The following is a 25,938-nucleotide window of genomic DNA, read 5'->3' on the forward strand; positions in this document are numbered from 1 at the left end:
ACAAAACTATCATTTGTGTGTCGCACGGTTAAGCCGTAACGGCTCAGGGGCAAACAAACCGCACCGGCAGCGCCCAAGCTGCGTAGAATGTCGGCACTTAGCAAACACTCACAGGGAATTACCATGCGCAAGACCGAACTGGCCAAGGCCGATGCCAAAAAAATCATGGGCAAAATGTCGGCGGGCCACGCGTCCAGCTTCGGCAAGGCGCCGGAAGTGATCGACAAGCGCGAACAGCGCCGCCGCGACCAGGCCCTGGGCCTGGTACCGTTTGCCGTCAAATTGAATAGCGACCTGGTTGCGCAATTAAATGCACAAGCAACAGCACGTGGCGTTGATATGAATCAGCTGGTGGGCGAATTGTTGGCGAAAAGCCTGGCTGAATAAGAAGCTGCTACCCCGTACGCGGTCAGCGTGACGCGGGTTTTACTGCTTGGTGTCGGGCCCGCTGGGCCCGACACCGGCTGGCAGTGCGGATTAAACGTACGCCGCCAGCGAACCCTTCATTTTCTTCAACGCTGCCGACTCGATCTGGCGGATGCGCTCGGCCGATACACCGAACTCTTCCGCCAGCGTGTGCAGCGTGGCGCCCGAGCCGTCGTCGTTGGCCAGCCAGCGCGCTTCGACGATGCGGCGCGAGCGTGCGTCGAGCTTGCCCAGCGCCTGCTCCAGGCCTTCCGATTGCAGGCGCGTGACTTGCTCCGCTTCCAGCACCCGGGTCGGTTCCGATTGCTCGGACGACAGGTAGGCGATCGGCGCGAACTTGTCGTCTTCGTCATCGGTTGGCGATTCCAGCGCGATGTCGCGACCGCTGAGACGGGTTTCCATCTCGATCACTTCTTCGCGCTTGACGTCGAGCATCTTCGCCAGGCTGTCCACTTGCGCCGGGCTCATTGCATCGAGACCGGTCTTGTGGCTGCGTAGGTTGAAGAACAGCTTGCGCTGGGCCTTGGTGGTTGCCACCTTGACCAGGCGCCAGTTTTTCAGGATGTACTCATGCATCTCGGCCTTGATCCAGTGCATGGCATACGACACCAGGCGCACGTTCTGGTCAGGGTCGAAACGCTTGACCGCCTTCATCAGGCCGATATTACCTTCCTGGATCAGATCGGCGTGCGGCAAACCGTAACCGAGGTAGCCACGGGCGATCGACACCACCAGGCGCAGGTGCGACAGCACCAGTTGCTGCGCGGCGGCCAGATCATTGCTTTCCTTGAGGCGTTTACCCAGCGATACCTCATCGGCGTGCGTCAACATCGGCAGGCGGTTGACAGCCGAAATATAGGCGTCCAGGTTCCCCAGGTTGCCAGTGAACCCGAGTCCCAGAGCACTGTTGTTGGCAGGGGCCAACGAGGTCGTTGCGGACATCATAGTCATTTTCATTTCCTTCGCTCGATGATTGCTGGTTGCTACAAAGACATTGATTAGCTCTGCAGTGTTCATATATTAGCACTCTCTGTCCGAGAGTGCCAATCACTGCAAATCTATGACCTTGATAGTAAATTTGCTATGAGCTTGATGAAGCTCATCGCTTCCATGTATGGAGTGTGCGCGTTGCAGCTTAGACTGGACTTAATGTCGTGCCTATGCTGAGGGGAGGGGCTTGGGAAGTCGGTGCGCGGCCGCACCTGAGGCGCCGCAACCAGGCGGTTGCGGCGGTGAGAGATTATTGCACGCGCGCCAGGTGGCGCTGCACCGACAGGACGGCGCCGATCAGGCCCAGCCCGGCGGACAGGGCCAGCAAGCCGGCCATCAGCGGCGGCGACAACGGCGTCAGCTGGAATTCCGACGCATACAGGCGAGCGAACTCGGCGATTGCTGCATTGAGCGGGCGCAGCGCCAGGGCCACCGCACCCAGCGCCAGCGCGCCCGAGCACAGGCCCAGCAGCGCACCGGTGTAATAGAACGGGCGGTGGATGAAGCTGTCGGTGGCGCCGATCAGCTTGGAAACCTGGATTTCCTCGCGCTGGGTCAGCACTTGCAAACGGATGGTGTTGAACACCACGGCCACCACCACCGTGCCCAGCGTGGCCGCCAGCAGCAGCAGCGCCAGGCGCAGGATGCCCAGCAGGGCGGCCAGGCGCTTGACCCAGGCCGAATCGACTTGCACCGTGTCGACCCCGGGCAGCTCGCGGATCTGCTCGGCCAGCACATCCACGTCGCCGCCGGACTCGGCCAGACGGAACGCATCGAGTTTCAGCACATAGCTGTCCGGCAAGGGGTTTTCGCCCAGGGTGGTCAGCACGTCGGCCAGGCCGCTTTTTTCCTTGAGCGTCTCCAGCGCTTTTTCGCGCTCGGTGAAAATGATCTTGGCCTGCTTGTCGGGCACGGCCTGGCGCAGCAGCACGGCCAGTTCTTCGGCCTGCTGGCGCGGCGTATCCTGCTTGAGGAAGATGCTCAGCTCGGGATCGACCGACAACTGCTCGGACATGGGGCGCACATTGTCGAGCAGGGTGGCACCCATGAACGGCAGCGCCAGCGCAATCGCCACCACTAATATATTGAACAGGAAACTGCCCGGTGCGCGGCGCAGGTGCACCAGCGCGACCGACAGCGCGTAATGGTGCTGGCGGAACCAGTAAGTCATGGCGCCACCTCCAGTTGACCATGGTTGAGCCGGATCACGCGCGCGGCGGCGTCCAGCATTTGCTCGTCGTGGCTGGAAATGAGGCAGGTCACGCCCACCGAGTGGAAGGCCTTGAGTGCATCGAGCACCTTGTTGGCGCTGGCACGGTCGAGGTTGGCAGTGGGTTCGTCGGCCAGGATCACCTGCGGCCGGTTGACAATGGCGCGCGCGATCGATACGCGCTGCTGTTCGCCGCCGGACAGGGCCAGCGGCTGGGCGCTGGCGCGTTCGAGCAGTCCTACCTTGTCGAGCGCGGCGCGGGCGCGTTGCTCGGCTTCGCGGTGCGACGAGCCGGTGACCAGCAGCGGCAGCATCACGTTGGCCAGGATGGTGCGGTCGGTGAGCAGGCGCTGCTGCTGGAAGATCAGGCCCAGCTTGCGGCGCAGGAACGGTACGGCCGATGAGCGGATGCGCGAAATATCCTTGCCGTTGACGATCACCTGGCCCGCCGTGGGACGTTCCACGGCGGCGATCATTTTCAGCAGGGTGGACTTGCCGGCGCCGGACGGGCCGGCCAGGAACACCAGTTCGCCCTTGTCAACGTTGAACGAGAGGTCGCGCAGCGCCACCGCATCGGGGGAGTACTGCTTGGAGACGTTGCGGAATTCGATCATTCTGATGGTGTGGTTATCCGTGATTAGCCGAGCAGCGCTTCAACAAACTCGGCCGCGACAAACGGCTGCAAGTCTTCGATTTTTTCACCGATGCCAATAAAGTACACGGGCACAGGGCGTACGCGCGCGATGGCAGCCAGCACGCCGCCCTTGGCAGTGCCGTCCAGCTTGGTAATGACCAGGCCGGTCAGCTTGAGGGCGTCGTCGAACGCTTTTACTTGCGCCAGCGCATTTTGCCCGGTATTGCCGTCGATGACCAACAAGGTTTCGTGCGGGGCGCCGTCCATGCCCTTGCCGATCACGCGCTGGACCTTTTTCAATTCTTCCATCAGATGCAACTGGGTGGGCAGGCGGCCGGCGGTGTCGATCATCACGACGTCGAGGCCGCGCGCCTTGCCCGACTGCACCGCGTCAAACGACACGGCAGCGGGATCGCCCGATGCTTGCGAAATCACGGTAATGTTGTTGCGCTGGCCCCAGACCATCAATTGCTCGCGGGCGGCGGCGCGGAACGTGTCGCCAGCGGCCAGCAGCACCGACTGGCCGTTCGACTGCATGTGCTTGGCCAGCTTGCCGATGGTGGTGGTCTTGCCGGCGCCGTTGACGCCCGAGATCATCATCACCATTGGCTGGTGGCGGCCCAGTTCGAATGGCTTTTGCAGCGGCAGCAGCAGTTCGGTCAGCAATTGCTTGAGCGCGGCCTTGACGGCAGCCGCATCGAGCAGCTTGTCTTCCTTGACCTTGCGCTTGAGCGCCGTCAGCAGGTACTCGGTGGCATCGACACCGGCGTCGGCCATTAAAAGTGCTGCTTCGAGCTCGTCGTACAGGTCGTCGTCGATCTTGGCGCCGACGAACAGCAGCGACAGGTTGCTCGACGTCTTGGACAATCCCGCCTTCAGGCGCGACATCCACGATTGCTTTTGCGCCGGCTCCTCGATCGGCAGCAGGTCCGGCAGGTCGGGCGTGACAATAATCGCTGGCGTGGCCGGCACCGGAGCCGGTACCGATGCTGGGACCGGAGCGGACACCTGCGGCACTTCAGGGGCGACAGGTTTTTTCTTGAAGAAACTAAACATAGGTGGTTGGGGCGCTTCAAGCTGATGCCCGGCCAGGCCGGACATGGGAGGAAATGATGCTATTTTACCAGAGCGCGTGCGGTGGATCGCGGCCCTGACAATCAAGTCGGCAAGGGGCATCGGAAAATGCAGCACATGAGTTTTGCTCATATGCAAGGCGGCGTTTTCGGTGCGTCGCGCCCCTGTTTGGGGCGGTAAGCGCACGAAGTGGTGCAGTTTTTGTGGCTACGGCACAACAGGTAGCATTTACTTACAAAATGCTGATATGTCCCTGAAAGTTGCATTTGGAACAGAAGTTAACCCTGTCACACGCCTGTAATACCGGTTTCAAAGTTGGTTTTTGACACTTCCGGGAATATTTCAGTGGCAAACCAGATGACAAGTTGTAAGCTTATTAGCAATGAGTTGGGGGTTAACACGAGCTCTTCGTTATAAAATAGCGTCGTAAATAGCAATGTAGCTATTTTTACTTGGTCCGACCACGATGTAGTAGCTGGTGCATGACATGCACAGTGACACAGACAGACCGTACAACGGACTGTCAAGTCATGTTCATCGTGCGGAAAAAACGGGGCTGGTTCGCTTGCTCGGCATGAAATATTGCGATGCGATAAAATACGGGCGTTTTGGATGTCTGGCAAGCACGACAACGGGGCAACATGAACGTTTTTGTACCAGCCAGGTAACCAAGCAGCTGTAGAGTACCGCCTCCGGTGCCGATAGCGCCACGGTAAGCAAGCAGTGGCTGCTGGGGAGTAAGCCCTCACGCCCAACGGCGTCCGAGCAGGCGTCGATAAGCAACCGAATTGAGCCGCACTACTAGCTTTACCTTTTGATAGCAATACAACTGAAGGAAATAAAGAATGAAAAAATCCCTGATCTCCATCGCCATCCTGGGCGCCCTGAGCAACGTCGCAATGGCACAATCGAACGTTACCCTGTACGGTATCGTCGATGCCGGTATCGTCGCTGAACGTGGCGGTATCAACGGTAACGTTACCAAACTGGGTAGCGGCACTGCTTCGGCTTCGCGTATCGGCTTCAAAGGCACTGAAGACCTGGGTGGCGGTCTGAGCGCTATCTTCAAACTGGAAGCCGGCGTAAAAACCGACGACGGCGCACTGGACAACTCCACCAACCGTCTGTTCAACCGCGAAGCTTATGTTGGTCTGAGCTCGAAAACTGCCGGTACCCTGACCCTGGGTCGTCAGTACACCCCTTACTACGAAGTTCTGCGCGACGTGGCTGACCCGTTCGCAATGGGCATGGCCGGTACCGCCAAAAACTTGTTCCCAGTGGGCTCGACCAGCGCCGTGGCTAACGTCACGACCGGCACCCGCAACGACAACGCTGTTGTGTACAAAACCCCTAGCTACTACGGTTTCTCGGGTTCGGTTTCGTACAGCCTGGGCGAACAAGCTGGCGATTCGGGCGCGCAGCGTCAAATCGGCGCGTCGGGTCTGTACACCAATGGCGACCTGAACGTTGGTATCGCGTACAACACGCACAACAACGACACCGCAACCAATCCTAACCTGCGTAACGGCTACAACACCCTGGTTGGTGTGAACTACAACTTCAAAGTTGTTAAAGCTTACTTTGCTTACGGCAACAACAAGGGCCTGAACAGCTCGAACGTTGCAGTGCCTAACGCATACAGCACCGTTCCTTACGGCAACTCGGAAAACACCGTCAACGCACTGGTTGGTCTGACCGCACCAGTAGGCGACGCTGGCACCGTGATGGCTTCGTACACCCGTAAAAACGACAAAGATCCGCTGAACCGCGATGCTACCCAACTGGCTGTCGGTTACTCGTACGCGCTGTCGAAGCGCACCAGCACCTATGTTGCTTTCGCTAAAATCAACAACAAGAACGGCGCTGCTTACACCGTTGGTAACAACACCGAAAGCGGTACGGGCGACAAAGCGTTCAACCTGGGCGTAAAACACTCGTTCTAATCTGATTTTTCAGATTTAGAATCCACAACGGCTGCCTGGTGCAGCCGTTGTTCTTTTGGGAAAGCGATCAACGAATGAAGAACCAACAACGTGCGCTGCTGGCCGGCGCTCTGCTGCTGGCCTCGTGCGCGGTGCTGGCTGCGCCCAAGGCGTCCGGCACGCGCAAGGCCGCCGACGAGCGCGGCTTGCCGCGTTACGGCATGCTGGTGTTTTCCGACTTGTGCATCAACGCCGACAGCGGCGAGTTCGGCGGCCAGCGCATCACCTTGCAGCGGTTTAACGAAGTCGATACCGTGCTGTACGAATATACGGCCGGCGGCATCAGCTGGCCGGTGGTGGCCAGCGACGTCAACATCGACCCGCGCGGCAGGCAGATGTACTTCACCGTGCAACCGCCGGAAGAGGACGAACGCACCATCAGCGGCAAGATCGTCGATGGCGGCAAGGCGCTGGTGCTCGACGGCGGCTATTGCGGTGACGCCACGCTGCCGATGCGGCTGCCGCTGGTGACCGACTTCGGCCGCAAGGCCGGCGTGTGCCGCGCCTGCCCGCCGCAAAAAGAGCAGAAGAATGCGCCGGCCGTCGAGAACGGCGGCGCCTGAGATTAGCTGATTTTCCTGGCCGCCTGTGCGGCCTGGGCAGTCCTGCGGATGGTGGTTAACGTCGCTCCCGGCGTAATCAGCTCGCCGTCATAGCGCAGCTCGATCAGCGCCGGCAGCTGTTTCTCATCGGCCCACGCCAGCGCACGCGCCAGCGCGGGCGCGAATTCCGCCGTCGCTGTCACCACCTCGCCATGGCCGCCATAGGCCACCGCCAGCGCCGCGAAGTCGGGGTTGTGCAACTCCGTGCCCGATACGCGGCCCGGGTAATCGCGTTCCTGGTGCATGCGGATGGTGCCGAACATGCCATTGTTAAACACGATCACCACCACGCCCGCGCGGTACTGCACCGCCGTGGCCAGTTCCTGGCCGTTCATCATGTATTCGCCATCGCCGGCAAAGGTGATCACGGTGCGGGCCGGGTCGATGATCTTGGCCGCCACGCCGGCCGGCACGCTGTAGCCCATGGCGCCGCTGGTGGGCGCCAGCTGGGTGCGCATGCCGCCGTAGCGGTGGAAGCGGTGCGCCCAGGTGGCGTAGTTGCCGGCGCCATTGGTGATGATGACGTCGTGCGGGGCGATGCGGTCGATGTCCTGCACCACCTGCCACAGGTCGAGCGGCGCGCTGCCGTCCTGGAAGATCGGCGGCTGTTGCTGCCAGGCCGCCAGGTCGGCGCGGGCGGCCGCCACGCTGGCGCGCCAGGCATCGCTGTTGAGTGGTTCGAGTGCGGCCAGCATGGCGGCAAATTGCGGCATGCCGCTGTTGATCATCAACTCGGCCTGGTACACGCTGCCCAGTTCCTCGGCGTCCGCATGGACGTGCACCAGGCGCTGCTGCGGCACTGGCGCGGCCAGCAGGCCGTAGCCGCCGGTGGTCATCTCGCCCAGGCGCGGGCCGATGGCAACGATCACGTCGGCCTCGCGCACGCGCCTGGCCAGCGCCGGGTTGATGCCGATGCCGACGTCGCCGGCGTAATTCGGGTGGTCGTTGTCGAGCAGGTCCTGGAAGCGGAACGCGCATGCCACCGGCAGGTCGTTGATTTCCGCAAAGCGGCGCAGGTGGGCGCATGCCGGTTCGGTCCAGCCGCCGCCGCCGATCAGGAGCAGCGGGCGCTGCGCGCCTTCCAGCATGGCGCGCACGGCCGCCATTTGCGCGGTCGATGGCGACGCCTGCACCGGCTGGTAGCGGCGCGTGTCGGCCACGGTGGCCAGGGTGGTGAGCATGTCCTCGGGCAGGGCCAGCACCACCGGGCCGGGACGGCCGCTGGTAGCGACCTGGAACGCGCGCGCCAGGTATTCGGGGATGCGGTCGGCGCGATCGATCTGCGCTACCCACTTGGCCATCTGGCCGAACATGCGGCGGTAGTCGATTTCCTGGAATGCTTCGCGGTCGATGAAGTCGCTGCCGACCTGGCCGATGAACAGGATCATCGGCGTCGAATCCTGGTATGCGGTGTGCACGCCGATCGATGCGTTGGTGGCCCCCGGCCCCCGCGTCACAAAACAGATCCCGGGACGGCCCGTCATTTTGCCGTAGGCATCGGCCATGAAGGCGGCGCCGCCTTCCTGGCGGTTGATGATGAAGCGGATGCCGGAGTCGTGCAGCGCGTCGAGCACGTCGAGATAGCTTTCGCCGGGCACGCCGAAGGCGGTATCGACGCCGTGGATCTGGAGGGCGTCGACCAGGATCTGGCCGCCGCTGCGGGTGGGGTGCGTCATTGTAGGAGGCCTTGTCAGGTGGTGGTGCGTCATTCTAAGACGGCCCCACGGCGCGGGCTTTAACAATGGCGACATCAAATTCGGAATTGGCGGCATGGACTGGTACAATACCGCCTGAAGCAAGCCAGACAGCCGCTGGCCAGCGCGTAATGCCTGGCGGGAGGAAGGTCCGGACTCCACAGAGCGGGGTGACGGTTAACGGCCGTCCGCCGAAAGCCTTTGCTGGCGCAAGCCGGCGAGGTATAAGGCGAGGAACAGGGCCACAGAGACGAGCGTATTAAGTTACGGTGAAACGCGGTAACCTCCACCTGGTGCAATTCCAAATAGGCACGCGATGATGCTGCTCGCGGAGCGTGCGGGTAGGAAGCTTGAGCGCTGGAGTAATCCAGCGCCTAGAGGAATGGCTGTCATAGCGCGGTTCTGCCGCGCCGTAACAAAATCCGGCCTATCGGCTTGCTTCAACTAATGACCATGCGGCGCCTGCCGGATCGACGCGACGCCGCGCCGACCGGGGGACGCCGATGAAACACTACATACTTGCCCTGGACCAGGGTACCACCAGCTCGCGCGCCATCGTGTTCGACCACGCCGGCCACATCTGCGGCAGCGCGGCGGCCGAATATCCCCAGCATTTCCCCCATCCGGGCTGGGTCGAGCACGATCCGCACGACATCTGGCGCAGCCAGCTCGACGTCGCCCGCCAGGTCCTGCGCGACAACCACATCGACCCGCGCCAGATCCTCGCCATCGGCATTGCCAACCAGCGCGAAACCACCATGGTGTGGGACCGCGCGACGGGCGAGCCGATCGCCCCGGCCATCGTCTGGCAGGACCGCCGTACGGCCGATACCTGCGACGCCCTGCGCGCAGCGGGCCAGGAGCGCGCGATCAAGGCCGCCACCGGGCTGGAACTGGACGCCTATTTCTCCGCCACCAAGCTGAAATGGCTGCTCGACCATGTACCCGGCGCGCGCGACCGCGCGCGGCGCGGCGAACTGGCGTTCGGCACCATCGACAGCTGGCTGGCGTTCCAGCTGACCGGCCGCCACGTGACCGACGTCGGCAACGCGTCGCGCACCATGCTGTTCAATATCCACCTGCTGCGCTGGGACAGCGACATGCTGGCGCTGTTCGACATTCCCGCAGAACTGCTGCCGCAGGTGGTGTCGTCGAGCGAGGAAATCGGCACCACCAGGCCCGAGCTGTTCGGCGTGCCGATACCGGTGGCCGGCATCGCCGGCGACCAGCAGGCCGCCACCTTCGGCCAGGCCTGCCTGCAGCCGGGCATGGTCAAGAATACCTATGGCACCGGCTGCTTCATGCTAATGCACCTGGGTCGCCACCCGGTGGCATCGCACAACCGCCTGCTCACCACCGTGGGCTGGCGCCTCGACGGCGAGACCGATTACCTGATGGAGGGCAGCGTGTTCATGGGCGGCGCCACGGTGCAGTGGCTGCGCGACGGCCTGGGCCTGATCCGGCAGTCGAGCGAGGTCGAGGCGCTCGCTGCCAGCGTGCCCGACAGCGGCGGCGTATTCCTGGTGCCGGCCTTTGTGGGCCTGGGCGCGCCGCACTGGGACCCGTACGCGCGCGGCGCCCTGGTGGGGCTGAGCCGGGGCAGTCATCGCGGTCATATCGCCCGTGCTGCGCTCGAGGCGATCGCCTACCAAAGCGCCGAGCTGATGATCGCCATGCAGCGCGACGTGGCCGCGTCGCACCGCGACTTCACCCTCACCGAGGTGCGTGCCGACGGCGGCGCCGCCCGCAACGACCTCCTGATGCAGTTCCAGGCCGATCTGCTGGGCGTGCCGGTGGTGCGTCCGCAGGTGACCGAAACCACGGCGCTGGGCGCTGCCTACCTGGCCGGGCTGGCGGTGGGCTACTGGGACAGCCGCGAGGAGGTGGCGGCGCAATGGACCTGCGAACGGCGCTTCGAACCGGCCATGGGCGACGACCAGCGCCAGGCCCTTCTGGCGACCTGGGGCAGGGCGGTCGCGCGGTCGCGCGACTGGCATCAGGAGCTGGAAGGTTAACTTTTTAATAATTTAAGCACCCCGAAAAACCCCGTGTTCGGGTCTTTTGAGCGGCGTATAATGCCGGTTTACGTGGCGCCGCTGTGCGTTAATATGTATAGACAACTTGAGCCAAATGGTATGTTCGGCCGATCGACCAGTTTGAACCATTGAAAGCCGACTGAAAGTCACTCACCCGCTATTCCGCCGCTGCTAGTGCCGCTTTGCACGGCATTCATCGTGTTTGTCCCGCTTTCGCCTCCTCGACATTACCGAACTCGACTGTTGTAAATAATTTAATGCAATGTTGGCACCTGGCAACTTTATGCATTTATTTTATTGTTTTGTTCCCGTCATTTTTGATCGAGCGCAAACCCCAAAACCATGTGTACAGATGAGAGTCCACATTCAGTTTTTGAGATAAGTACTTAATTTGTTGAGCTATTTTGTTTCTAGGTGGCTTCAAGGAATCACGCTAAGTCCTTAATTTCATTAATAAAATCGGGTTTTCGATTGCCGGAAAGCGCTTGACCACCATTCTTCCATCCTCTAAAGTGGGCATCTGTGTGAAAAAGTGTCTTTTTGTGGGAAATTTCTACTGACTTAGCGGCAGCGGAAGTTGAACGATAAAAGTTGCAATTCATGCTCCGCTAACAATACTGAGGTCAAAGGTAATCCCGTGTTTCAAGGCGCGTCCGCAATCAATCTCGATGCAAAGGGCAGGATGTCCATCCCTGCCAAGCATCGTGACGCGCTGGCCATCCAATGCGATGGCCGCCTCACGCTCACCCGCCATCCCGATGGCTGCGTCATGCTGTTCCCCCGTCCCGTGTGGGAGCAGCACCGCCAGCAGATCGCCCAGTGGCCCATGCAGGCGCGCGCCTGGCAACGCATCTTCCTTGGCTACGCCACCGACGTCGAACTCGACACCGCCGGCCGCATCCTGATCGCTCCCGAGCTGCGCACCGCCGTCGGCATCGAGCGCGAAGTGATGTTGATGGGCATGGGCTCGCATTTCGAAATCTGGGATGCCGCCAAGATGGCGGAAAAAGAGCAGCAGGCCATTGATGCCGGCACCCCCGATGTCCTCGCCAATTTCTCTTTCTAAGGTACTCCGTGATCACTACTACTACGGTACCTGACAGCCCGGTATCCGACCGTGCAGCATCCGATTTCCAGCATCGCACCGTCCTGCTGGACGAGGCGGTCGATGCCCTGGCGCTGCACGGCGCACGCGCCAACGGCGTGTTCGTCGACGGCACCTTCGGCCGTGGCGGCCACTCGCGCCTGATCCTGTCGAAGCTGGGCGCCAACGCGCGCCTGATCGCCTTCGACAAGGACCTGCAGGCAATCGCCACCGCCGAACAAATCGACGATCCACGCTTCACCATCGTCCATGACAGCTTCGCCACCATGCGCGCGGCGCTTGCCGCACGCGGCGCGGCGCAGGTGGACGGCATCCTGCTCGACCTGGGCATTTCGTCGCCGCAGGTGGACGACGCCGCACGCGGCTTCAGCTTCCGCAACGACGGTCCGCTCGACATGCGCATGGACACCACGCGCGGCATGTCGGCAGCCGAATGGCTTGCCATCGAAAACGAACAGACACTGGAAAAGGTTATCAAAGAATATGGGGAAGAACGGTTTGCTTTCCAGATTGCAAAGGCGATTGTTGCTCGCCGGGCAATCGAACCAATTTCGACCACACGACAGCTTGCCGGCATCGTGGCAGGCGCGGTCAAAACCCGGGAGAAGGGCAAGGATCCGGCCACTCGCACCTTTCAGGCTATCCGGATTTTCATCAATAAAGAGCTTGAAGACCTCGAAATCGGTCTGAACCAGGCGTACGACAGCCTGGCCCCGGGCGGCATCATGGCCATCATCAGCTTCCACTCGCTGGAAGACCGCATGGTCAAGCGCTTCTTTGCCGCCCGCGCCAATGTCGAACAGCCCGACCGCCGCCTGCCGATCCGCGCCGTGGACCTGCCTCAGCCCGAGATCAAGCTGCTGGCGAAGCTCAAGCCGTCCGACGCCGAAGTGGACGCCAACCCGCGCGCCCGTTCGGCGGTGATGCGCGTGGCGCGCCGTTTGCCTTTCCCCGAGGACGCGGCGTGAGCGGCAAGATCAACATCGTGCTGGTCACCTTGCTGGTGGGCTGCGGCCTGTCGCTGGTCAACGCCCAGTACCAGGCGCGCCACCTGTTCATCGAGCTGGAACGCTCGCAGTCGCAGGCGCGCCAGCTCGACATCGAATGGTCGCAGCTCCAGCTCGACCAGTCCACCCTGGGCAAGCACGCGCGTATCGAGGAAATCGCCCGCCGTGACCTGGGCATGACCGCGCTGACCGCCGCGCGCACGCAATACCTGACCCCCGAGGCATCGAAATGAGCCGCAGCGGCAACCAGAACAACGCACGGGTCGCCCGCTCCAAGGGCGTGCCGTTCTCGAAAAACCCGGTACTGGCGGTGAGCCTGCCGGTATGGCGTTCGCGCGTCGTGCTGTTCGTGTTGTTCTTTGCGTTTGCCGCGCTGGCCGGCCGCGCCATGTGGTTGCAGGGCATGTCCACCCAGTTCCTGCAAAAGCAGGGCGAAGCCCGCTATGCCCGCACCCTGGTGCTGCCCGCCACGCGCGGCAAGATCACCGACCGCGACGGCCAGGTGCTGGCGTCGTCGGTGCCGGTCAAGGGGATCTGGGCCAACCCGGACGACGTGCAGAACGCGCCCGCCGACAAGCTCAAGGAAATGGCCACGCTGCTGGGCATGACCAACGCCGAGCTGCAGAAAAAGCTCGATTCCGACCGCAGCTTCGTGTACCTCAAGCGCCAGGTCGAGCTGGACGTGGCCGACAAGATCGCCAAGCTCAATATCGCCGGCATCGGCTCGGAAAAAGAATACAAACGGTTCTACCCGCAGGGCGAAGTGACCACCCACGTGGTGGGCTTTACCAACCTCGAAGACGTGGGCCAGGAATCGATGGAGCTCGCCCAGCAAAAAAGCCTGGTCGGCCAGCCCGGCACGCGCCGCGTGATCCGCGACCGCCTGGGCCACATCGTCGAAGATATCGGCTCGGTGCGCGAACCGCACGATGGCAAGGACCTCACGCTCTCGATCGACAGCAAGATCCAGTACATCGCCTTCACCCAGGTGAAAGACGCGGTGGAAAAGTTCAAGGCCAAGGCCGGCGCCGCCGTGGTGCTCGACGTGCACACGGGCGAAGTGCTGGCGCTGGCCAACTACCCGACCTACAACCCGAACGACCGTTCCAAGCTCACCGGCGAGCAGCTGCGCAACCGCGTGATGACCGACAGTTTCGAACCCGGCTCCACGCTCAAGCCATTCACGGTGGGCCTGGCGCTCGATGAAAAACGCATCACGCCGCACACCATGATTGATACCGGCAACGGCGTGGCCATGGTCGGCGGCCATCCTATCCGCGATACCAGCCCGCACCACACGATCGACGTCCAGACCGTGATCCAGAAGTCTTCCAATATCGGTACGTTGAAGATTGCGCTGGCCATGCCGGCGCAGGACCTGTGGGAAATCTATACCAAGGTGGGCTTCGGCCAGCCGCCGCGCTGGGGTTTCCCGGGCGCCGTGGCGGGTCGCCTGCGTCCTTACAAAACCTGGCGCACGGTGGAACACGCCAATATCAGCTTCGGCCAGGGCCTGACGGTATCGCTGATCCAGCTGGCCCGTTCGTACATGATTTTCGCGCGCAACGGCGACATCATTCCGCTGTCGTTCCAGAAAGTGACCGAAGCGCCGCACGGCACCCAGGTAGTGAGCCCCAAGACCGCCGCCGAAATGCGCGAGATGCTGGAAATGGTGACGCTTCCGGGCGGTTCCGCCGTCAAGGCGCAGGTGCCTGGCTACCGCGTGGGCGGCAAGACCGGCACCGCGCAAAAGGTCGTCAACGGCCGTTACTCGCATAGCAAGTACATCGGCAACTTCGTCGGCATGGCGCCGATGTCGGACCCGCGCTTCATCATTGCCGTCATGATCGACGAGCCGAGCGGTCCCTTCAAATACGGTGGCGACGTCGCCGGCCCGGTGTTTTCCGCCCTGGCCGCGCAGGCGCTGCGCAACAAGAACGTGGCGCCGGACTCCGACCTGACCCATATCATCATTCCTGAATCCGCAGCACAGGGGAACATGTGACGACTTTAAACTTCGACCCGCTGGCCGGAACACACGCCATCGCCGACGCAATCCGCAAGCTGGCGCCAGGCGCGCGCCTGACCTCGGACTCGCGCCGCGTGGAACCGGGCGACGTGTTTTTCGCTTTTGCCGAAGGCCGCGCCTTTATCGACAGCGCGGTGGCCAACGGCGCCGCGCTGGTGGTGTTCGACGCTGCTGGCGGTGCGCTGCCCGACAGCGCCACTGTCGCCAGCATCGGCGTGGCCGATCTCAAACAACACGCGGGCCCGATCGCCCACGCCTACTACGCGCAGCCTGACAGCGCCATGTTTACGGTAGGCGTGACCGGCACCAACGGCAAGACCTCGAGCGCCGTGTGGCTGGGCCAGGCCCTGGCGCGCAGTGGCGAACTCGCTGCCGTGGTCGGCACGCTGGGCGTGGGCGTGTTCCGCGCGCGCGGCGAAGTCGATTACGACGTTACCGGCTACACCACGCCCGACGCTGTGCTGCTGGCGCGCACCCTGGCCGGCCTGCGCGAAAAAGGCGCCAGGTCGCTGGCCATCGAAGTGTCGTCGATCGGCCTCGATCAGCACCGCGTGGCCGGCATGCATTTCGACGTGGCCGTGTTTACCAACCTCACCCGCGATCACCTCGACTACCACGGCGACATGGCCGCGTACGAAGCGGCCAAGGTCAAACTGTTCGACTGGCCGGGCCTGAAAACCGCTGTCGTCAACCTCGACGATCCGGCCGGCCTGCGCCTGATCGCCCACCTGAAAGCCAAGCCGGCGCTGGCCGGCACCATTCCGCTGATCGGCTACACGCTCAAGGACGAAGCCGCGCAACCGGATATCGACGACGTGCTGGTGCTGCGCGCCAGCCAGTTGCGCACCGGCCGCGCCGGCGGCACCGAGTTCCACCTCGACTGCCCGCTGGGCGTGGCGCTGGTGAAAACCCACCTGGTAGGCGCCTTCAATATCAGCAATGCGCTGGGCGTGATCGGCGCGTTGCTGGCCAAAGGCACCGGCCTGCGCGGCGCCATCGAGGCGGTGGAAGCGCTGGTCCCGGCGCCGGGCCGCATGCAGCAGGTGGGCGGCCAGGATGCGCCGCTGATCGTGATCGACTACGCCCACACGCCCGACGCGCTGGAAAAAACCCTGGCTGCGCTGCGCGCTGTCGCCACCGATCGCAACGGCCAGCTGTGGTGCGTGTTCGGCTGCGGCGGCGACCGCGATCCGGGCAAGCGTCCGCAAATGGGCAAGATCGCCCAGGCGGCCGACCAGGTGATCGTCACCAGCGACAACCCGCGCAGCGAAGATCCGCATGCGATCATCCTGCAGATCGTGGCCGGCATGGACCTGAACAACCCGGCTTCGCGCGTGCAAACCCAGGACGACCGCGCCGGCGCCATCCTGTCGGCGATCAAGCACGCGGCCAAGGCCGACGTGATCCTGCTGGCCGGCAAGGGCCATGAGCCGTACCAGGAAATCAAGGGCAAGAAGCTGTCGTTCTCGGACACCGACCACGCCCAGCTGGCGCTGTCGGCGCGCCTGACCATGATGAGGACCCATTGATGCGCGCTGCACTCGCACAGGTCCTGCCTTCGCTCACCAGCGCCACGTTCGCCGGCGACGGCGCGCTTGAATTCAATGGTGTGTCCACCGACAGCCGCAGCGTGGCCGCCGGCGCCCTGTTCGTCGCCTTGCGCGGCGAGGTGTTCGACGCCCACAAGTTCCTGCACGATGTCGCTGCCAAAGGCGTCGCTGCCGTGGTGGTGGAAGAAGTACCAGATGGTTTGAGCGTACCGGCCATCGTCGTGCCGAACACCCTGGCGGCGCTGGGCCAGCTGGCCAACTGGTGGCGCGGGCAGTTCGCAGTGCCGGTGATCGGCGTTACCGGCAGTAACGGCAAAACCACCGTCAAGGAAATGATCGCCACCATCCTGGCCGCTGCCCACGGCGAAACCGGGCGCCTGGCCACGCGCGGCAACCTGAATAACGAAATCGGCGTGCCACTGACGCTGTTCCGCATGGACGCGCAGCAGCAGTCGGCCGTGATCGAGATGGGCATGAACCATCCGGGCGAAATCGCCCGCCTGGCCGCGATTGCCGCACCGACCATCGCCATGGTCAACAACGCCCAGCGCGAACACCAGGAATTCATGCACACGGTGGAAGCGGTAGCGCGCGAAAACGGCGCCGTGCTGGCGGCTTTGCCCGCTGACGGCGTCGCGGTCTATCCGCACGGCGACGAGTACACGCCGGTATGGGATGAACTGGCCGCCGGCCGCCGCGTGCTGCGCTTCGGTTTGAGCAAGGCGGCCGAGGTGTCGTGCACCTTCCGTGCCAACGACTTCGGTAACGAGATGTTCATCACCATCCGCGCAAGCAACAGCAAAAGCGAAGAACAGTTCTTCGTCAACCTGCAGGCGGCCGGCGAACATAATGTGCGCAATGCCCTGGCCGCGGTAGCGTGTACGTACGCGGCCGGCATCGCGCTGGAACACATCAAGCTGGGACTCGACACGTTTGCGCCGGTCAGCGGCCGCCTGCAACGCAAGGCCGCCGCCAATGGCGCCACCGTCATCGACGACACCTACAACGCCAACCCGGATTCGGTGCGCGCCGCCATCGACGTATTGGCCCGCGCCGCCAGCCCGCGCGTGCTGGTGCTGGGCGACATGGGCGAAGTGGGTACGCAGGGCCGCGAGTTCCACCAAGAGATCGGCGCTTACGCGCAGAACAAAGGCATCGAACAGGTGCTGGTCACCGGCGAACTGGCCGCCCACATGCGTGGGGACGCCATTCGTCATTTTGAACAATTCGACGCCTTGCTGTCCGCAGTGGATGCGGCAGTAACGTCGAACGCAACCGTATTGATCAAGGGCTCCCGCTTCATGAAAATGGAACGGGTCGTGCAGCATTTGATTGGATTGCAACAAGCTATTAAAGGAAGTCACTAATCATGCTGCTTTGGCTCGCTCAGTTTTTCCAGGACGAGATAGGCCCGCTCCGGGTCTTTAACTTCATCACTTTCCGCGCCGTGGCTGCTGCGGCCACCGCCCTGATCATCGGCCTGGCGGCCGGTCCGGCCGTGATCCGCATGCTGACGTCGCTCAAGTACGGCCAGGCCGTGCGCACCGACGGTCCGCAAACACACCTGAAAAAACACGGCACCCCCACCATGGGCGGTGTGCTGATCCTGATCGCCATCGGCGTCTCCACGCTGCTGTGGTGCGACCTGTCCAACCGCCTGATCTGGCCGGTGCTGGTGGTCACGCTGGGCTTTGGCGCCATCGGCTGGGTCGATGACTACCGCAAGGTGGTCAACCAGGACCCGGAGGGCATGCGCTCGGCCGAAAAATACTTCTGGCAGTCGCTGGTCGGCTTGGCCGCCGCGCTGTACCTGGCGTTCTCGGTGTCCGCGCCGAATGCCGGCAAGGTGTTCGAGCTGTTCTTCGCCTGGGTGCAGTCGGGCTTCCAGATGGACTTGCCGCCCAAGGCCGACCTGATCGTACCGTTCTTCAAGACCATCAGCTATCCGCTGGGCGTGTGGGGCTTCATCGCGCTGACGTACTGCGTGATCGTCGGCACCAGCAACGCCGTCAACTTTACCGATGGTCTCGACGGCCTGGCCATCATGCCGACCATCCTGGTCGGCGCGGCCCTGGGCCTGTTCGCCTACCTGACCGGTAGCGCTACGTATTCGAAGTACCTGCTGATTCCGCACATTCCGGGCGCGGGCGAATTGATCATCTTCTGCGGCGCGCTGGCTGGCGCCGGCCTGGCCTTCCTGTGGTTTAACACCCATCCGGCCCAGGTGTTCATGGGCGATGTCGGCGCACTCGCCCTGGGCGGCGCGCTGGGCACCATCGCCGTGATCGTGCGCCAGGAAATCGTGCTGTTCATCATGGGCGGTATTTTCGTGGCGGAGACGGTGTCGGTGATCATGCAGGTGAGCTGGTTCAAGTACACCAAGAAGCGTTACGGCGTGGGCCGCCGCGTGTTCCTGATGGCGCCTTTGCACCACCATTTCGAACAAAAAGGCTGGAAAGAGACCCAGGTCGTCGTGCGTTTCTGGATCATCACGATGATGCTGGTGCTGGTTGGTTTATCTACCCTGAAGCTGCGATGAGCTACGACGGCAAAAACGCACTGGTACTGGGGCTGGGCGAATCCGGCCTGGCGATGGCGCTGTGGCTCGCCCGCAGCGGCGCGCGCGTGCGCGTGGCCGATACCCGCGAGTCGCCCGAGCGCCTGCCTGCGTTGCAAGCCGCCGTGCCCGACGTGGAATTCGTCGCCGGTGCTTTCGACGCGGCGCTGCTGGCCGGTGTGGACTTCGTGGCAGTGAGCCCCGGCCTGGCGCCGGGCCGCGAACTGGCGGAGATTGCGCCCGCAGCCGCTGCCGCCGGCATTCCGGTCCGGGGCGAGATCGAATTGTTCGCCCAGGCGCTCGAAGCGCTAAAGCTTGAGCGTGACTATGCGCCGAAGATCATCGCAATTACCGGCACCAACGGCAAAACGACCGTGACCACGCTGGTGGGCCAGCTGTGCGAACGCGCGGGCAAGACCGTGCGCGTGGCGGGCAATATCAGCCCGGCGGCGCTCGACGTGCTGCGCGAAGTACTCGATAACGGCAGCCTGCCTGACGTGTGGGTGCTCGAACTTTCCAGCTTCCAGCTCGAAACCACCTTCACCCTCGAAGCGCACGCCGCCACGGTTTTGAACGTGACACAGGACCACCTGGACTGGCACGGCGACATGCCGTCGTATGCCGCCGCCAAGCACCGCATCTTCGCCCACGACACCGTGCGCGTATTGAACCGCGACGACGCGACCGTGATGCGCATGGCCGGCAACAATGGCGTCAATGTCAGCTTCGGTACCGATGCCCCGAAACACCTGGGCGACTTCGGCTTGCACAACGAGCGCAACGTGCTGTGGCTGGCCACCGCCGTGCCGGCCGAGGACGAGGGCGAACCGAAAAAACGCAAGAAGAACGATCCGCCGCCGCCACCGGTCGAGACCATGGTGAAAAACCTGATGCCGTCCGACGCGCTGCAAATCCGTGGCGTGCACAACGCCGCCAACGCGCTGGCCGCGCTGGCGCTGTGCCGCGCCATCGACCTGCCGCTGGCGCCACTGCTGCACGGCCTGCGCGACTACCGCGGCCAGCCGCACCGGGTGGAACTGGTGGGCGCGATCAACGACGTCGAATACTACGATGACAGCAAGGGCACCAACGTGGGCGCCACCGTGGCTGCATTGAACGGCCTCGGTAAGGCTTTCACGGGCGCCGACCAGCGCCTGGTGGTGATCCTGGGCGGCGACGGCAAGGGCCAGGACTTCGGTCCGCTGGCCGAGCCGGCCGGCCGCTACGTGCGCGCCGCGCTGCTGATCGGCCGCGATGCGGCACTGCTGCGCGCTGCGCTGGCGGATACCGGCATTGCGCTGGAAGACTGCGGCACCGACCTGCCCAAAGCGGTCATGCGTGCGCGCGACCTGGCGCAGACCGGCGACGCCGTGTTGCTGTCGCCGGCGTGCGCCAGCATGGACATGTTCAAGAACTACGCGCATCGCGCCCAGGTGTTCATCGACACCGTGCGCGAGATCGCCCTCGACAACGGACAGGAGCTCTGATGGCCTTCCAGATGCCGTTCCGCTTCGGACAGAAATCGGCGGTCACGCCGATCGATGGCCGCGCGCGGCAGTCGAAGATGATGGAGTACGACCAGCCGCTGGTCTGGGTCACCATCATCCTGATGTTGCTGGGGATGGTGATGGTGTATTCGGCGTCGATCTCGCTGCCCGATTCGCCGCGCTTTGCCAACTACGTGCGCTGGCAGAATACCTATTTCCTGCAACGCCAGGCCATGTTCGTGGTGGTTTCGCTGGTGATCGGCATGTTCGTGTTCCGCACCCGCATCGCCACCTTGCAAAAGTGGGCGCCGTACCTGTTCATCGGCACGCTGGTGCTGCTGGTGATGGTGCTGATCCCGGGCCTCGGTTCCGTGGTGAACGGCAGCCGCCGCTGGCTGTCGCTGGTCGTGATCAAGATCCAGCCGTCGGAACTGATGAAGGTGGTGGCGGTGCTGTACGCGGCCGACTACACGGTGCGCAAGCAGGAATACATGCACAAGCTGACCAAGGGCTTTTTGCCGATGGCCGCCGCAGTGGGCTTTGTCGGTTTGCTGCTGCTGCTCGAGCCCGACCTGGGTGCGTTCGGCGTGATCGTCTGCATCACCATGGGCATCCTGTTCCTGGGCGGGATCAACGCCGTGTGGTTCGGCGGCATCGGCGTGATGCTGGTCGCGATTTTCGGTTCCATCATCGCGCTGTCGAAATTCCGCCGCGAGCGCTATTTCGCCTACCTCAATCCGTGGGACGAGAACAATGCGATGAACAAGGCGTACCAGCTGACGCACTCGCTGATCGCGTTCGGTCGCGGCGAAATCTTCGGCGTTGGCCTGGGCGGCAGCGTGGAAAAACTGCACTACCTGCCCGAAGCGCACACCGACTTCCTGATGGCGGTGATCGGCGAGGAACTGGGCCTGGTCGGCGTGCTGATCGTGATTTCGATGTTCTACTGGATCGTCAAGCGGGCGTTTGACATCGGCCGCCAGGCTATTGCCATCGACCAGACCTTTGCCGGCCTGACGGCCAAGGGCATCGGCATCTGGATCGGTGTGCAGACCTTTATCAATATGGGCGTGAACCTTGGCCTGCTGCCCACCAAGGGATTGACCCTGCCGCTGATGAGCTATGGCGGTACGGGCGTGGTAATTAACTGCATCGGCCTGGCGATCCTGCTCCGGATCGACTACGAGAACCGGGTCCTGATGCGTGGTGGCAGATTATGAAACGACTGATGATCATGGCAGCCGGCACCGGCGGCCACATTTTCCCCGGCCTGGCCATCGCGCAGACCATGCGCGCGCGCGGCTGGGAAGTAACCTGGCTCGGCACGTCCGCCGGCATGGAACAAGACCTGGTGCCGAAAAGCGGCATCGCGATGGACAGCATCGACTTTACCGGCATGCGCGGCAAGGGATTGTCGCACTCGATCGGCGGCGCGCTGAAAATGGTGAAAGCCTTCATCGCGTGCCACGGTTTTATCGGCCGGCGCAAGCCCGATGTCATCCTCGGCATGGGCGGCTACGTTACTGTACCGGGGGGCTTGATGGCCAAGCTGCGCGCCACGCCGCTGGCACTGGTGAACGCCGACGCCGCGCTGCTGTTGTCGAACAAGACGCTGGTGCCGTTCGCCGAGCGCGTGTGCTTCGGCTTCCCTGCCAACTTCGGCAAGGCGGCCGACAAGGCGGTGGTGACCGGCAACCCGGTGCGCAAGGAGATCCTCGATCTGCCGGCGCCGGCCGAGCGTTTCGCGGGCCGCAGCGGCGCGCTGCGCATCCTGGTCGTCGGCGGCAGCCTGGGCGCGAAGGCGCTCAACGACAATTTACCAAGCGCGCTGGCGCTGATTCCGGCGGAGCAGCGGCCGGTAGTCACGCACCAGTCGGGCAAGAAGAATATCGATGCGCTGCGCGCGTCGTACGCGCAAGCCGGCGTGGCGGCCAACGTGGTCGATTTCATCGACGACATGGCCAGCGCCTACGCGCAGGCCGACGTGGTGATTTGCCGTGCTGGCGCCATCACGGTGTCGGAGCTGACTGCCGCCGGCGTGGCCAGCGTGCTGGTGCCGCTGGTGGCATCGACCACCAGCCACCAGCGCGACAACGCGCAGTGGATGGCGAAGCAGAACGCGGCGATCCACATGCCGCAGACGGAAATGAGCGCGCAAAGCGTGGCAACGCTGCTCGAGACGCTCACCCGCACCGCGTGTCTCACCATGGCGACGGCAGCGCACAAGGTGGGCAAGCGCGATGCGAACGAGGCGATCGCGCAGGTAATCGAACAACTTGCAGTAAAAGTATAGGAACAGGGCAGTGAAACATAAAGTACAGAACATACACTTCGTCGGCATCGGCGGCAGCGGCATGAGCGGCATCGCCGAAGTGCTGCTCACGCTCGGCTATTCCGTTTCCGGCTCGGACCTGGGCAGCAACGCTGTCACCCAGCGGCTGGCGGACATGGGCGCCAAAGTGTTCCAGGGTCATGCAGCCGACAATATCGGCGCCGCCGACGCTGTCGTCACCTCGACCGCTGTGCAGCAGGACAATCCGGAAGTACTGGCAGCGCGCGCGCGCAAGGTGCCGATCGTGCCGCGCGCAGTGATGCTCGGCGAATTGATGCGCCTGAAACGCGGCATCGCGATTGCCGGCACCCACGGCAAAACCACCACCACCAGCCTGGTGGCATCGGTGCTGGCGCAGGGCGGCCTCGATCCGACCTTTGTCATCGGCGGACGCCTGACCGCTGCCGGCGCCAATGCCAAACTGGGCACCGGCGACTACCTGGTGGCCGAAGCCGATGAATCGGATGCGTCGTTCCTGAACCTGACGCCGATGATCGAGGTGATCACCAACATCGACGCCGACCACATGGACACTTACGAGCACGATTTCGAAAAGCTCAAGCAGGCGTTCGTGCACTTCACGCACCGCCTGCCGTTCTACGGCCGCGCCATGCTGTGCATCGACGATCCGCACGTGCGCTCGATCATCCCGCACGTGACCAAGCCGGTCACCACCTACGGCTTCCATGAAGAAGCGGAAGTGCGCGCCATCAACGCCCGCGCCGTCGGCGTGGAAATGCATTTCACCGTGCTGCAGGACGGCTACCCGGACCTTGACGTGGTGCTCAACCAGCCCGGCCTGCACAACGTGCAGAATGCCTGCTCGGCGATCGCGATTGCCCGCGAAATCGGCATCGCCGACCACCACACGCAAGCGGGCCTGGCCGGCTTCGGTGGCGTGGGCCGCCGCTTTACGCGTTATGGCGAGGTTGCCATCCAAGGTGGAGCTGAACCGCGCGGCACGTTCGCGCTGGTCGATGATTTTGGCCACCACCCGGTGGAAACCGAAGTGACGCTGGCAGCCGCGCGCGCTGCGTACCCGGGCCGCCGCCTGGTGCTGGCGTTCCAGCCGCACCGCTACAGCCGCACCCGCGACCTGTTCGAAGATTTCGTCAAGGTGCTGGGCGCGCCCGACGTGCTGGTGCTGGCCGAGGTGTACGCGGCCGGCGAAGCGCCGATCGTGGCTGCCGACGGCCGCTCGCTGGCGCACGCCTTGCGCGCACGCGGCAAGATCGAACCGATTTTCGTGGAAAACATCGGCGATATGCCGGAAACCATCATGAGCGTGGTGAAGGACGGCGACGTCGTCATCACCATGGGCGCCGGCGCCATCAGCGCCGTGCCGGCCAAACTGACTCATTATCCAAAGGTCTGACCATGAGCATCATCTCTACTGAAGATATCAAGGCGCTGGGCAAGGTGGGCGTGCTGTTCGGCGGCCGTTCTGCCGAGCGCGAAGTGTCGCTGATGTCGGGCGCCGGCGTGCTCAAGGCGCTGCAAAGCAAGGGCGTTGACGCTCACGGCTTCGACACCGGCGAGCGCACGCTGGCCGAACTGGCCGAGCAACAATTCGACCGCGTGTTCATCGCGCTGCACGGCCGCTACGGCGAAGACGGCAGCCTGCAGGGCGCGCTGGAACTGCTGCGCATTCCGTACACGGGCAGCGGCGTGATGGCCAGCGCCGTGGCGATGGACAAGATCACCACCAAGATCCTGTGGCTGGCCGCCGGCCTGCCAACGCCGCGCTACGCGGTGATCGACGCCGCCTCCGACCTCGATGCCGTCAGTGCCGACCTGGGCCTGCCACTGATCGTCAAGCCGCCGCATGAAGGCTCGACCATCGGCATCACCAAGGTGGAAGTCGCTGCCGATTTCAAGGCCGCGTGCGATATCGCCGCCGCCATCGACGACGCCGTGCTGGCCGAGGAATTTGTCACCGGCCGCGAATTCACGGTGGCCGTACTCGGCTCAGGAACTGATGCCCGCGCGCTGCCGATCGTGGAAATCGTCGCGCCAGCCGGCAACTACGACTACCAGAACAAGTACTTCAGCGACGACACCCGGTACATCTGCCCGGCCGTGCTGCCGCCCGAGCTGACCGCCGAGATGCAGCGCATCGCGGTGGCGGCTTACCGCAACGTCAAGTGCGAAGGCTGGGGCAGGGTGGACGTGCTGCTGCGCGAACGCGACCAGAAGCCGTTCCTGCTCGAGGTCAACACCTCGCCCGGCATGACCGGCCACTCGCTGGTGCCGATGGCGGCGCGTGCCGAAGGCATGAGCTACGAAGACCTGTGCGTGGCGATCCTGCGCACGGCCCGTTTGAAAATGAAGGGTTGAACGCACGATGTGGCAAGACGCTAAAGCCTTGAATGCCACCGCCAGCGCGCTGTTCGCAGCCGCGCTGCTGGCATGCATCGGCGCCGGCGTGTGGTGGGTGGCACAGCGTCCGATGTTCGACCTGCGCGCGATCCGCATCGAGAGCATGGACCAGGACGGCCTGCGCCACGTGAACCAGCTGACCTTGCGCAACAGCGCGCTGTGGCGCCTGAGGGGCAACTTCTTTACCACCAATCTGGACTCGGTGCGCCAGGTGTTCGAGGCGGTGCCGTGGGTGCGCCGCGCAACGGTGCGCCGCGAGTGGCCCGACCAGCTGATCGTCACGCTGGAAGAGCACGAGGCGCTGGGCACGTGGGGCGAGGACGGCCGCCTGCTCTCGACCAAGGGCGATGTGTTTACCGCCAACCTGGCCGAGGCGGAAGAGGATCACGAGTTGCCGGAATTCGACGGCCCCGATGGCAGCGAGAAGGACGTACTGGCGCGTTACGCCGAGCTGCGCACCTGGTTCGCGCCGCTGCAACTGGTGCCGGCAGCGCTGTCGCTGTCCTCGCGCTATGCGTGGACCGTCAGGCTCGACAACGGCACCAGCGTGGCGCTGGGCCGCGAGCAGACCAGCACCACGTTGAAGGAGCGCGTGGAGCGCCTGATGGGTATCTACCCGCAACTGGTGGAACACCTGCCGGAAATCGAGACCATCGATATGCGTTACCAGAACGGCCTGGCGCTGAGCGCCAGGGGATTGAAGATACCGAAGGACGGCGCCTGGCCGAAAAAGCAGGCGATGAAGAAGACCACGGGCGGTGGGCAAAAGCCAGCGCCGGTAACAAGATAAGCACGGTCAGCACAATAACCACGATAACAATCAAGCAGAACAGAGCAGGCAACA

General features: G+C 63.4%; 22 protein-coding genes and 1 other RNA gene. 18 read left to right on the forward strand and 5 right to left on the reverse strand.

The window, feature by feature from the left end:
- Positions 1–123 precede the first annotated feature (123 nt).
- Complete coding sequence (locus F8197_RS22925) at positions 124–387, forward strand: hypothetical protein (RefSeq protein ID WP_056137638.1); 264 nt, start codon at positions 124–126, stop codon at positions 385–387.
- 90 nt (positions 388–477) lie between these two features.
- Here F8197_RS22925 and rpoH read toward each other — a convergent pair whose 3' ends face one another.
- The 4 genes from rpoH to ftsY all read right to left on the reverse strand — a co-directional run bounded on the left by rpoH (position 478) and on the right by ftsY (position 4,316).
- On the reverse strand, positions 478–1,377 hold the full coding sequence (gene rpoH, locus F8197_RS22930) for an RNA polymerase sigma factor RpoH (protein WP_193333541.1): 900 nt from the start codon (positions 1,375–1,377) through the stop codon (positions 478–480).
- Positions 1,378–1,666: 289 nt separating this feature from the next.
- A complete protein-coding gene (gene ftsX, locus F8197_RS22935; protein WP_152883862.1) occupies positions 1,667–2,587 on the reverse strand; it encodes a permease-like cell division protein FtsX in 921 nt (306 codons plus the stop codon).
- The gene (gene ftsE, locus F8197_RS22940) at positions 2,584–3,240 is read right to left on the reverse strand and encodes a cell division ATP-binding protein FtsE (protein ID WP_152883864.1); all 657 of its coding nucleotides are present in this window, start codon (positions 3,238–3,240) and stop codon (positions 2,584–2,586) included. Before ftsE ends, ftsX begins: the two co-directional genes overlap by 4 nt.
- A gap of 23 nt (positions 3,241–3,263) precedes the next feature.
- Positions 3,264–4,316 (reverse strand): signal recognition particle-docking protein FtsY, encoded by a 1,053-nt coding sequence (ftsY, locus tag F8197_RS22945; RefSeq protein WP_152883866.1) that lies wholly within the window; start codon positions 4,314–4,316, stop codon positions 3,264–3,266.
- Positions 4,317–5,179: 863 nt separating this feature from the next.
- Between ftsY and F8197_RS22950 the strand changes: the two genes are divergently transcribed.
- Positions 5,180–6,277 (forward strand): porin, encoded by a 1,098-nt coding sequence (locus F8197_RS22950; protein ID WP_152883868.1) that lies wholly within the window; start codon positions 5,180–5,182, stop codon positions 6,275–6,277.
- 74 nt (positions 6,278–6,351) lie between these two features.
- Positions 6,352–6,879: a hypothetical protein gene (locus tag F8197_RS22955; RefSeq protein ID WP_152883870.1), complete on the forward strand. Its 528-nt coding sequence runs from the start codon at positions 6,352–6,354 to the stop codon at positions 6,877–6,879.
- A gap of 2 nt (positions 6,880–6,881) precedes the next feature.
- Here the strand turns inward: F8197_RS22955 and F8197_RS22960 are convergent, their stop codons facing one another.
- Positions 6,882–8,594 carry a thiamine pyrophosphate-binding protein gene (locus F8197_RS22960; RefSeq protein WP_152883871.1) on the reverse strand — a complete coding sequence of 571 codons (1,713 nt, stop codon included), beginning with the start codon at positions 8,592–8,594 and terminating at the stop codon, positions 6,882–6,884.
- A gap of 116 nt (positions 8,595–8,710) precedes the next feature.
- On the opposite strand from F8197_RS22960, the gene rnpB reads away from it, so the two are divergent.
- The 15 genes from rnpB (at position 8,711) to F8197_RS23035 (ending at position 25,884) form a co-directional block, all read left to right on the forward strand.
- An RNA gene (gene rnpB / locus F8197_RS22965) (RNase P RNA component class A) lies at positions 8,711–9,058 on the forward strand.
- 57 nt (positions 9,059–9,115) lie between these two features.
- Positions 9,116–10,627, forward strand: a complete 1,512-nt coding sequence (glpK, locus tag F8197_RS22970) for a glycerol kinase GlpK (RefSeq protein WP_152883873.1) — start codon at positions 9,116–9,118, stop codon at positions 10,625–10,627.
- Positions 10,628–11,285: 658 nt separating this feature from the next.
- Positions 11,286–11,714: a division/cell wall cluster transcriptional repressor MraZ gene (mraZ, locus tag F8197_RS22975; protein WP_026637213.1), complete on the forward strand. Its 429-nt coding sequence runs from the start codon at positions 11,286–11,288 to the stop codon at positions 11,712–11,714.
- Between the two features lie 8 nt (positions 11,715–11,722).
- Positions 11,723–12,721 carry a 16S rRNA (cytosine(1402)-N(4))-methyltransferase RsmH gene (gene rsmH / locus F8197_RS22980; protein ID WP_373996950.1) on the forward strand — a complete coding sequence of 333 codons (999 nt, stop codon included), beginning with the start codon at positions 11,723–11,725 and terminating at the stop codon, positions 12,719–12,721.
- Positions 12,718–12,993: a cell division protein FtsL gene (gene ftsL, locus F8197_RS22985; RefSeq protein ID WP_373996951.1), complete on the forward strand. Its 276-nt coding sequence runs from the start codon at positions 12,718–12,720 to the stop codon at positions 12,991–12,993. Before rsmH ends, ftsL begins: the two co-directional genes overlap by 4 nt.
- Positions 12,990–14,765, forward strand: a complete 1,776-nt coding sequence (locus F8197_RS22990) for a penicillin-binding protein 2 (RefSeq protein ID WP_152883876.1) — start codon at positions 12,990–12,992, stop codon at positions 14,763–14,765. The genes ftsL and F8197_RS22990 overlap by 4 nt, the downstream gene beginning before the upstream one ends.
- Positions 14,762–16,318, forward strand: coding sequence for a UDP-N-acetylmuramoyl-L-alanyl-D-glutamate--2,6-diaminopimelate ligase (locus tag F8197_RS22995; protein ID WP_373996952.1), 1,557 nt, complete (start codon positions 14,762–14,764; stop codon positions 16,316–16,318). Before F8197_RS22990 ends, F8197_RS22995 begins: the two co-directional genes overlap by 4 nt.
- A complete protein-coding gene (murF, locus tag F8197_RS23000) occupies positions 16,318–17,706 on the forward strand; it encodes a UDP-N-acetylmuramoyl-tripeptide--D-alanyl-D-alanine ligase (RefSeq protein ID WP_152883878.1) in 1,389 nt (462 codons plus the stop codon). Before F8197_RS22995 ends, murF begins: the two co-directional genes overlap by 1 nt.
- Before the next feature lie 2 nt (positions 17,707–17,708).
- The gene (gene mraY, locus F8197_RS23005; protein ID WP_056137626.1) at positions 17,709–18,878 is read left to right on the forward strand and encodes a phospho-N-acetylmuramoyl-pentapeptide-transferase; all 1,170 of its coding nucleotides are present in this window, start codon (positions 17,709–17,711) and stop codon (positions 18,876–18,878) included.
- Positions 18,875–20,383 (forward strand): UDP-N-acetylmuramoyl-L-alanine--D-glutamate ligase, encoded by a 1,509-nt coding sequence (murD, locus tag F8197_RS23010; RefSeq protein WP_152883879.1) that lies wholly within the window; start codon positions 18,875–18,877, stop codon positions 20,381–20,383. The genes mraY and murD overlap by 4 nt, the downstream gene beginning before the upstream one ends.
- Entirely contained in the window at positions 20,383–21,603 is a 1,221-nt protein-coding gene (gene ftsW, locus F8197_RS23015) for a putative lipid II flippase FtsW (RefSeq protein ID WP_019921431.1), read from the forward strand. Before murD ends, ftsW begins: the two co-directional genes overlap by 1 nt.
- Positions 21,600–22,676 carry an undecaprenyldiphospho-muramoylpentapeptide beta-N-acetylglucosaminyltransferase gene (gene murG, locus F8197_RS23020; protein WP_193333542.1) on the forward strand — a complete coding sequence of 359 codons (1,077 nt, stop codon included), beginning with the start codon at positions 21,600–21,602 and terminating at the stop codon, positions 22,674–22,676. Before ftsW ends, murG begins: the two co-directional genes overlap by 4 nt.
- 10 nt (positions 22,677–22,686) lie before the next feature.
- Positions 22,687–24,090 carry a UDP-N-acetylmuramate--L-alanine ligase gene (gene murC, locus F8197_RS23025; protein WP_373996953.1) on the forward strand — a complete coding sequence of 468 codons (1,404 nt, stop codon included), beginning with the start codon at positions 22,687–22,689 and terminating at the stop codon, positions 24,088–24,090.
- 2 nt (positions 24,091–24,092) lie between these two features.
- Positions 24,093–25,052 (forward strand): D-alanine--D-alanine ligase, encoded by a 960-nt coding sequence (locus F8197_RS23030; RefSeq protein ID WP_152883881.1) that lies wholly within the window; start codon positions 24,093–24,095, stop codon positions 25,050–25,052.
- Between the two features lie 7 nt (positions 25,053–25,059).
- Entirely contained in the window at positions 25,060–25,884 is an 825-nt protein-coding gene (locus F8197_RS23035) for a cell division protein FtsQ/DivIB (protein ID WP_152883882.1), read from the forward strand.
- The last annotated feature ends 54 nt before the right edge of the window (positions 25,885–25,938 follow it).

The organism is Duganella sp. FT27W (assembly GCF_009295655.1).
Classification (GTDB): Bacteria; Pseudomonadota; Gammaproteobacteria; order Burkholderiales; family Burkholderiaceae_D; genus Rugamonas; species Rugamonas zoogloeoides.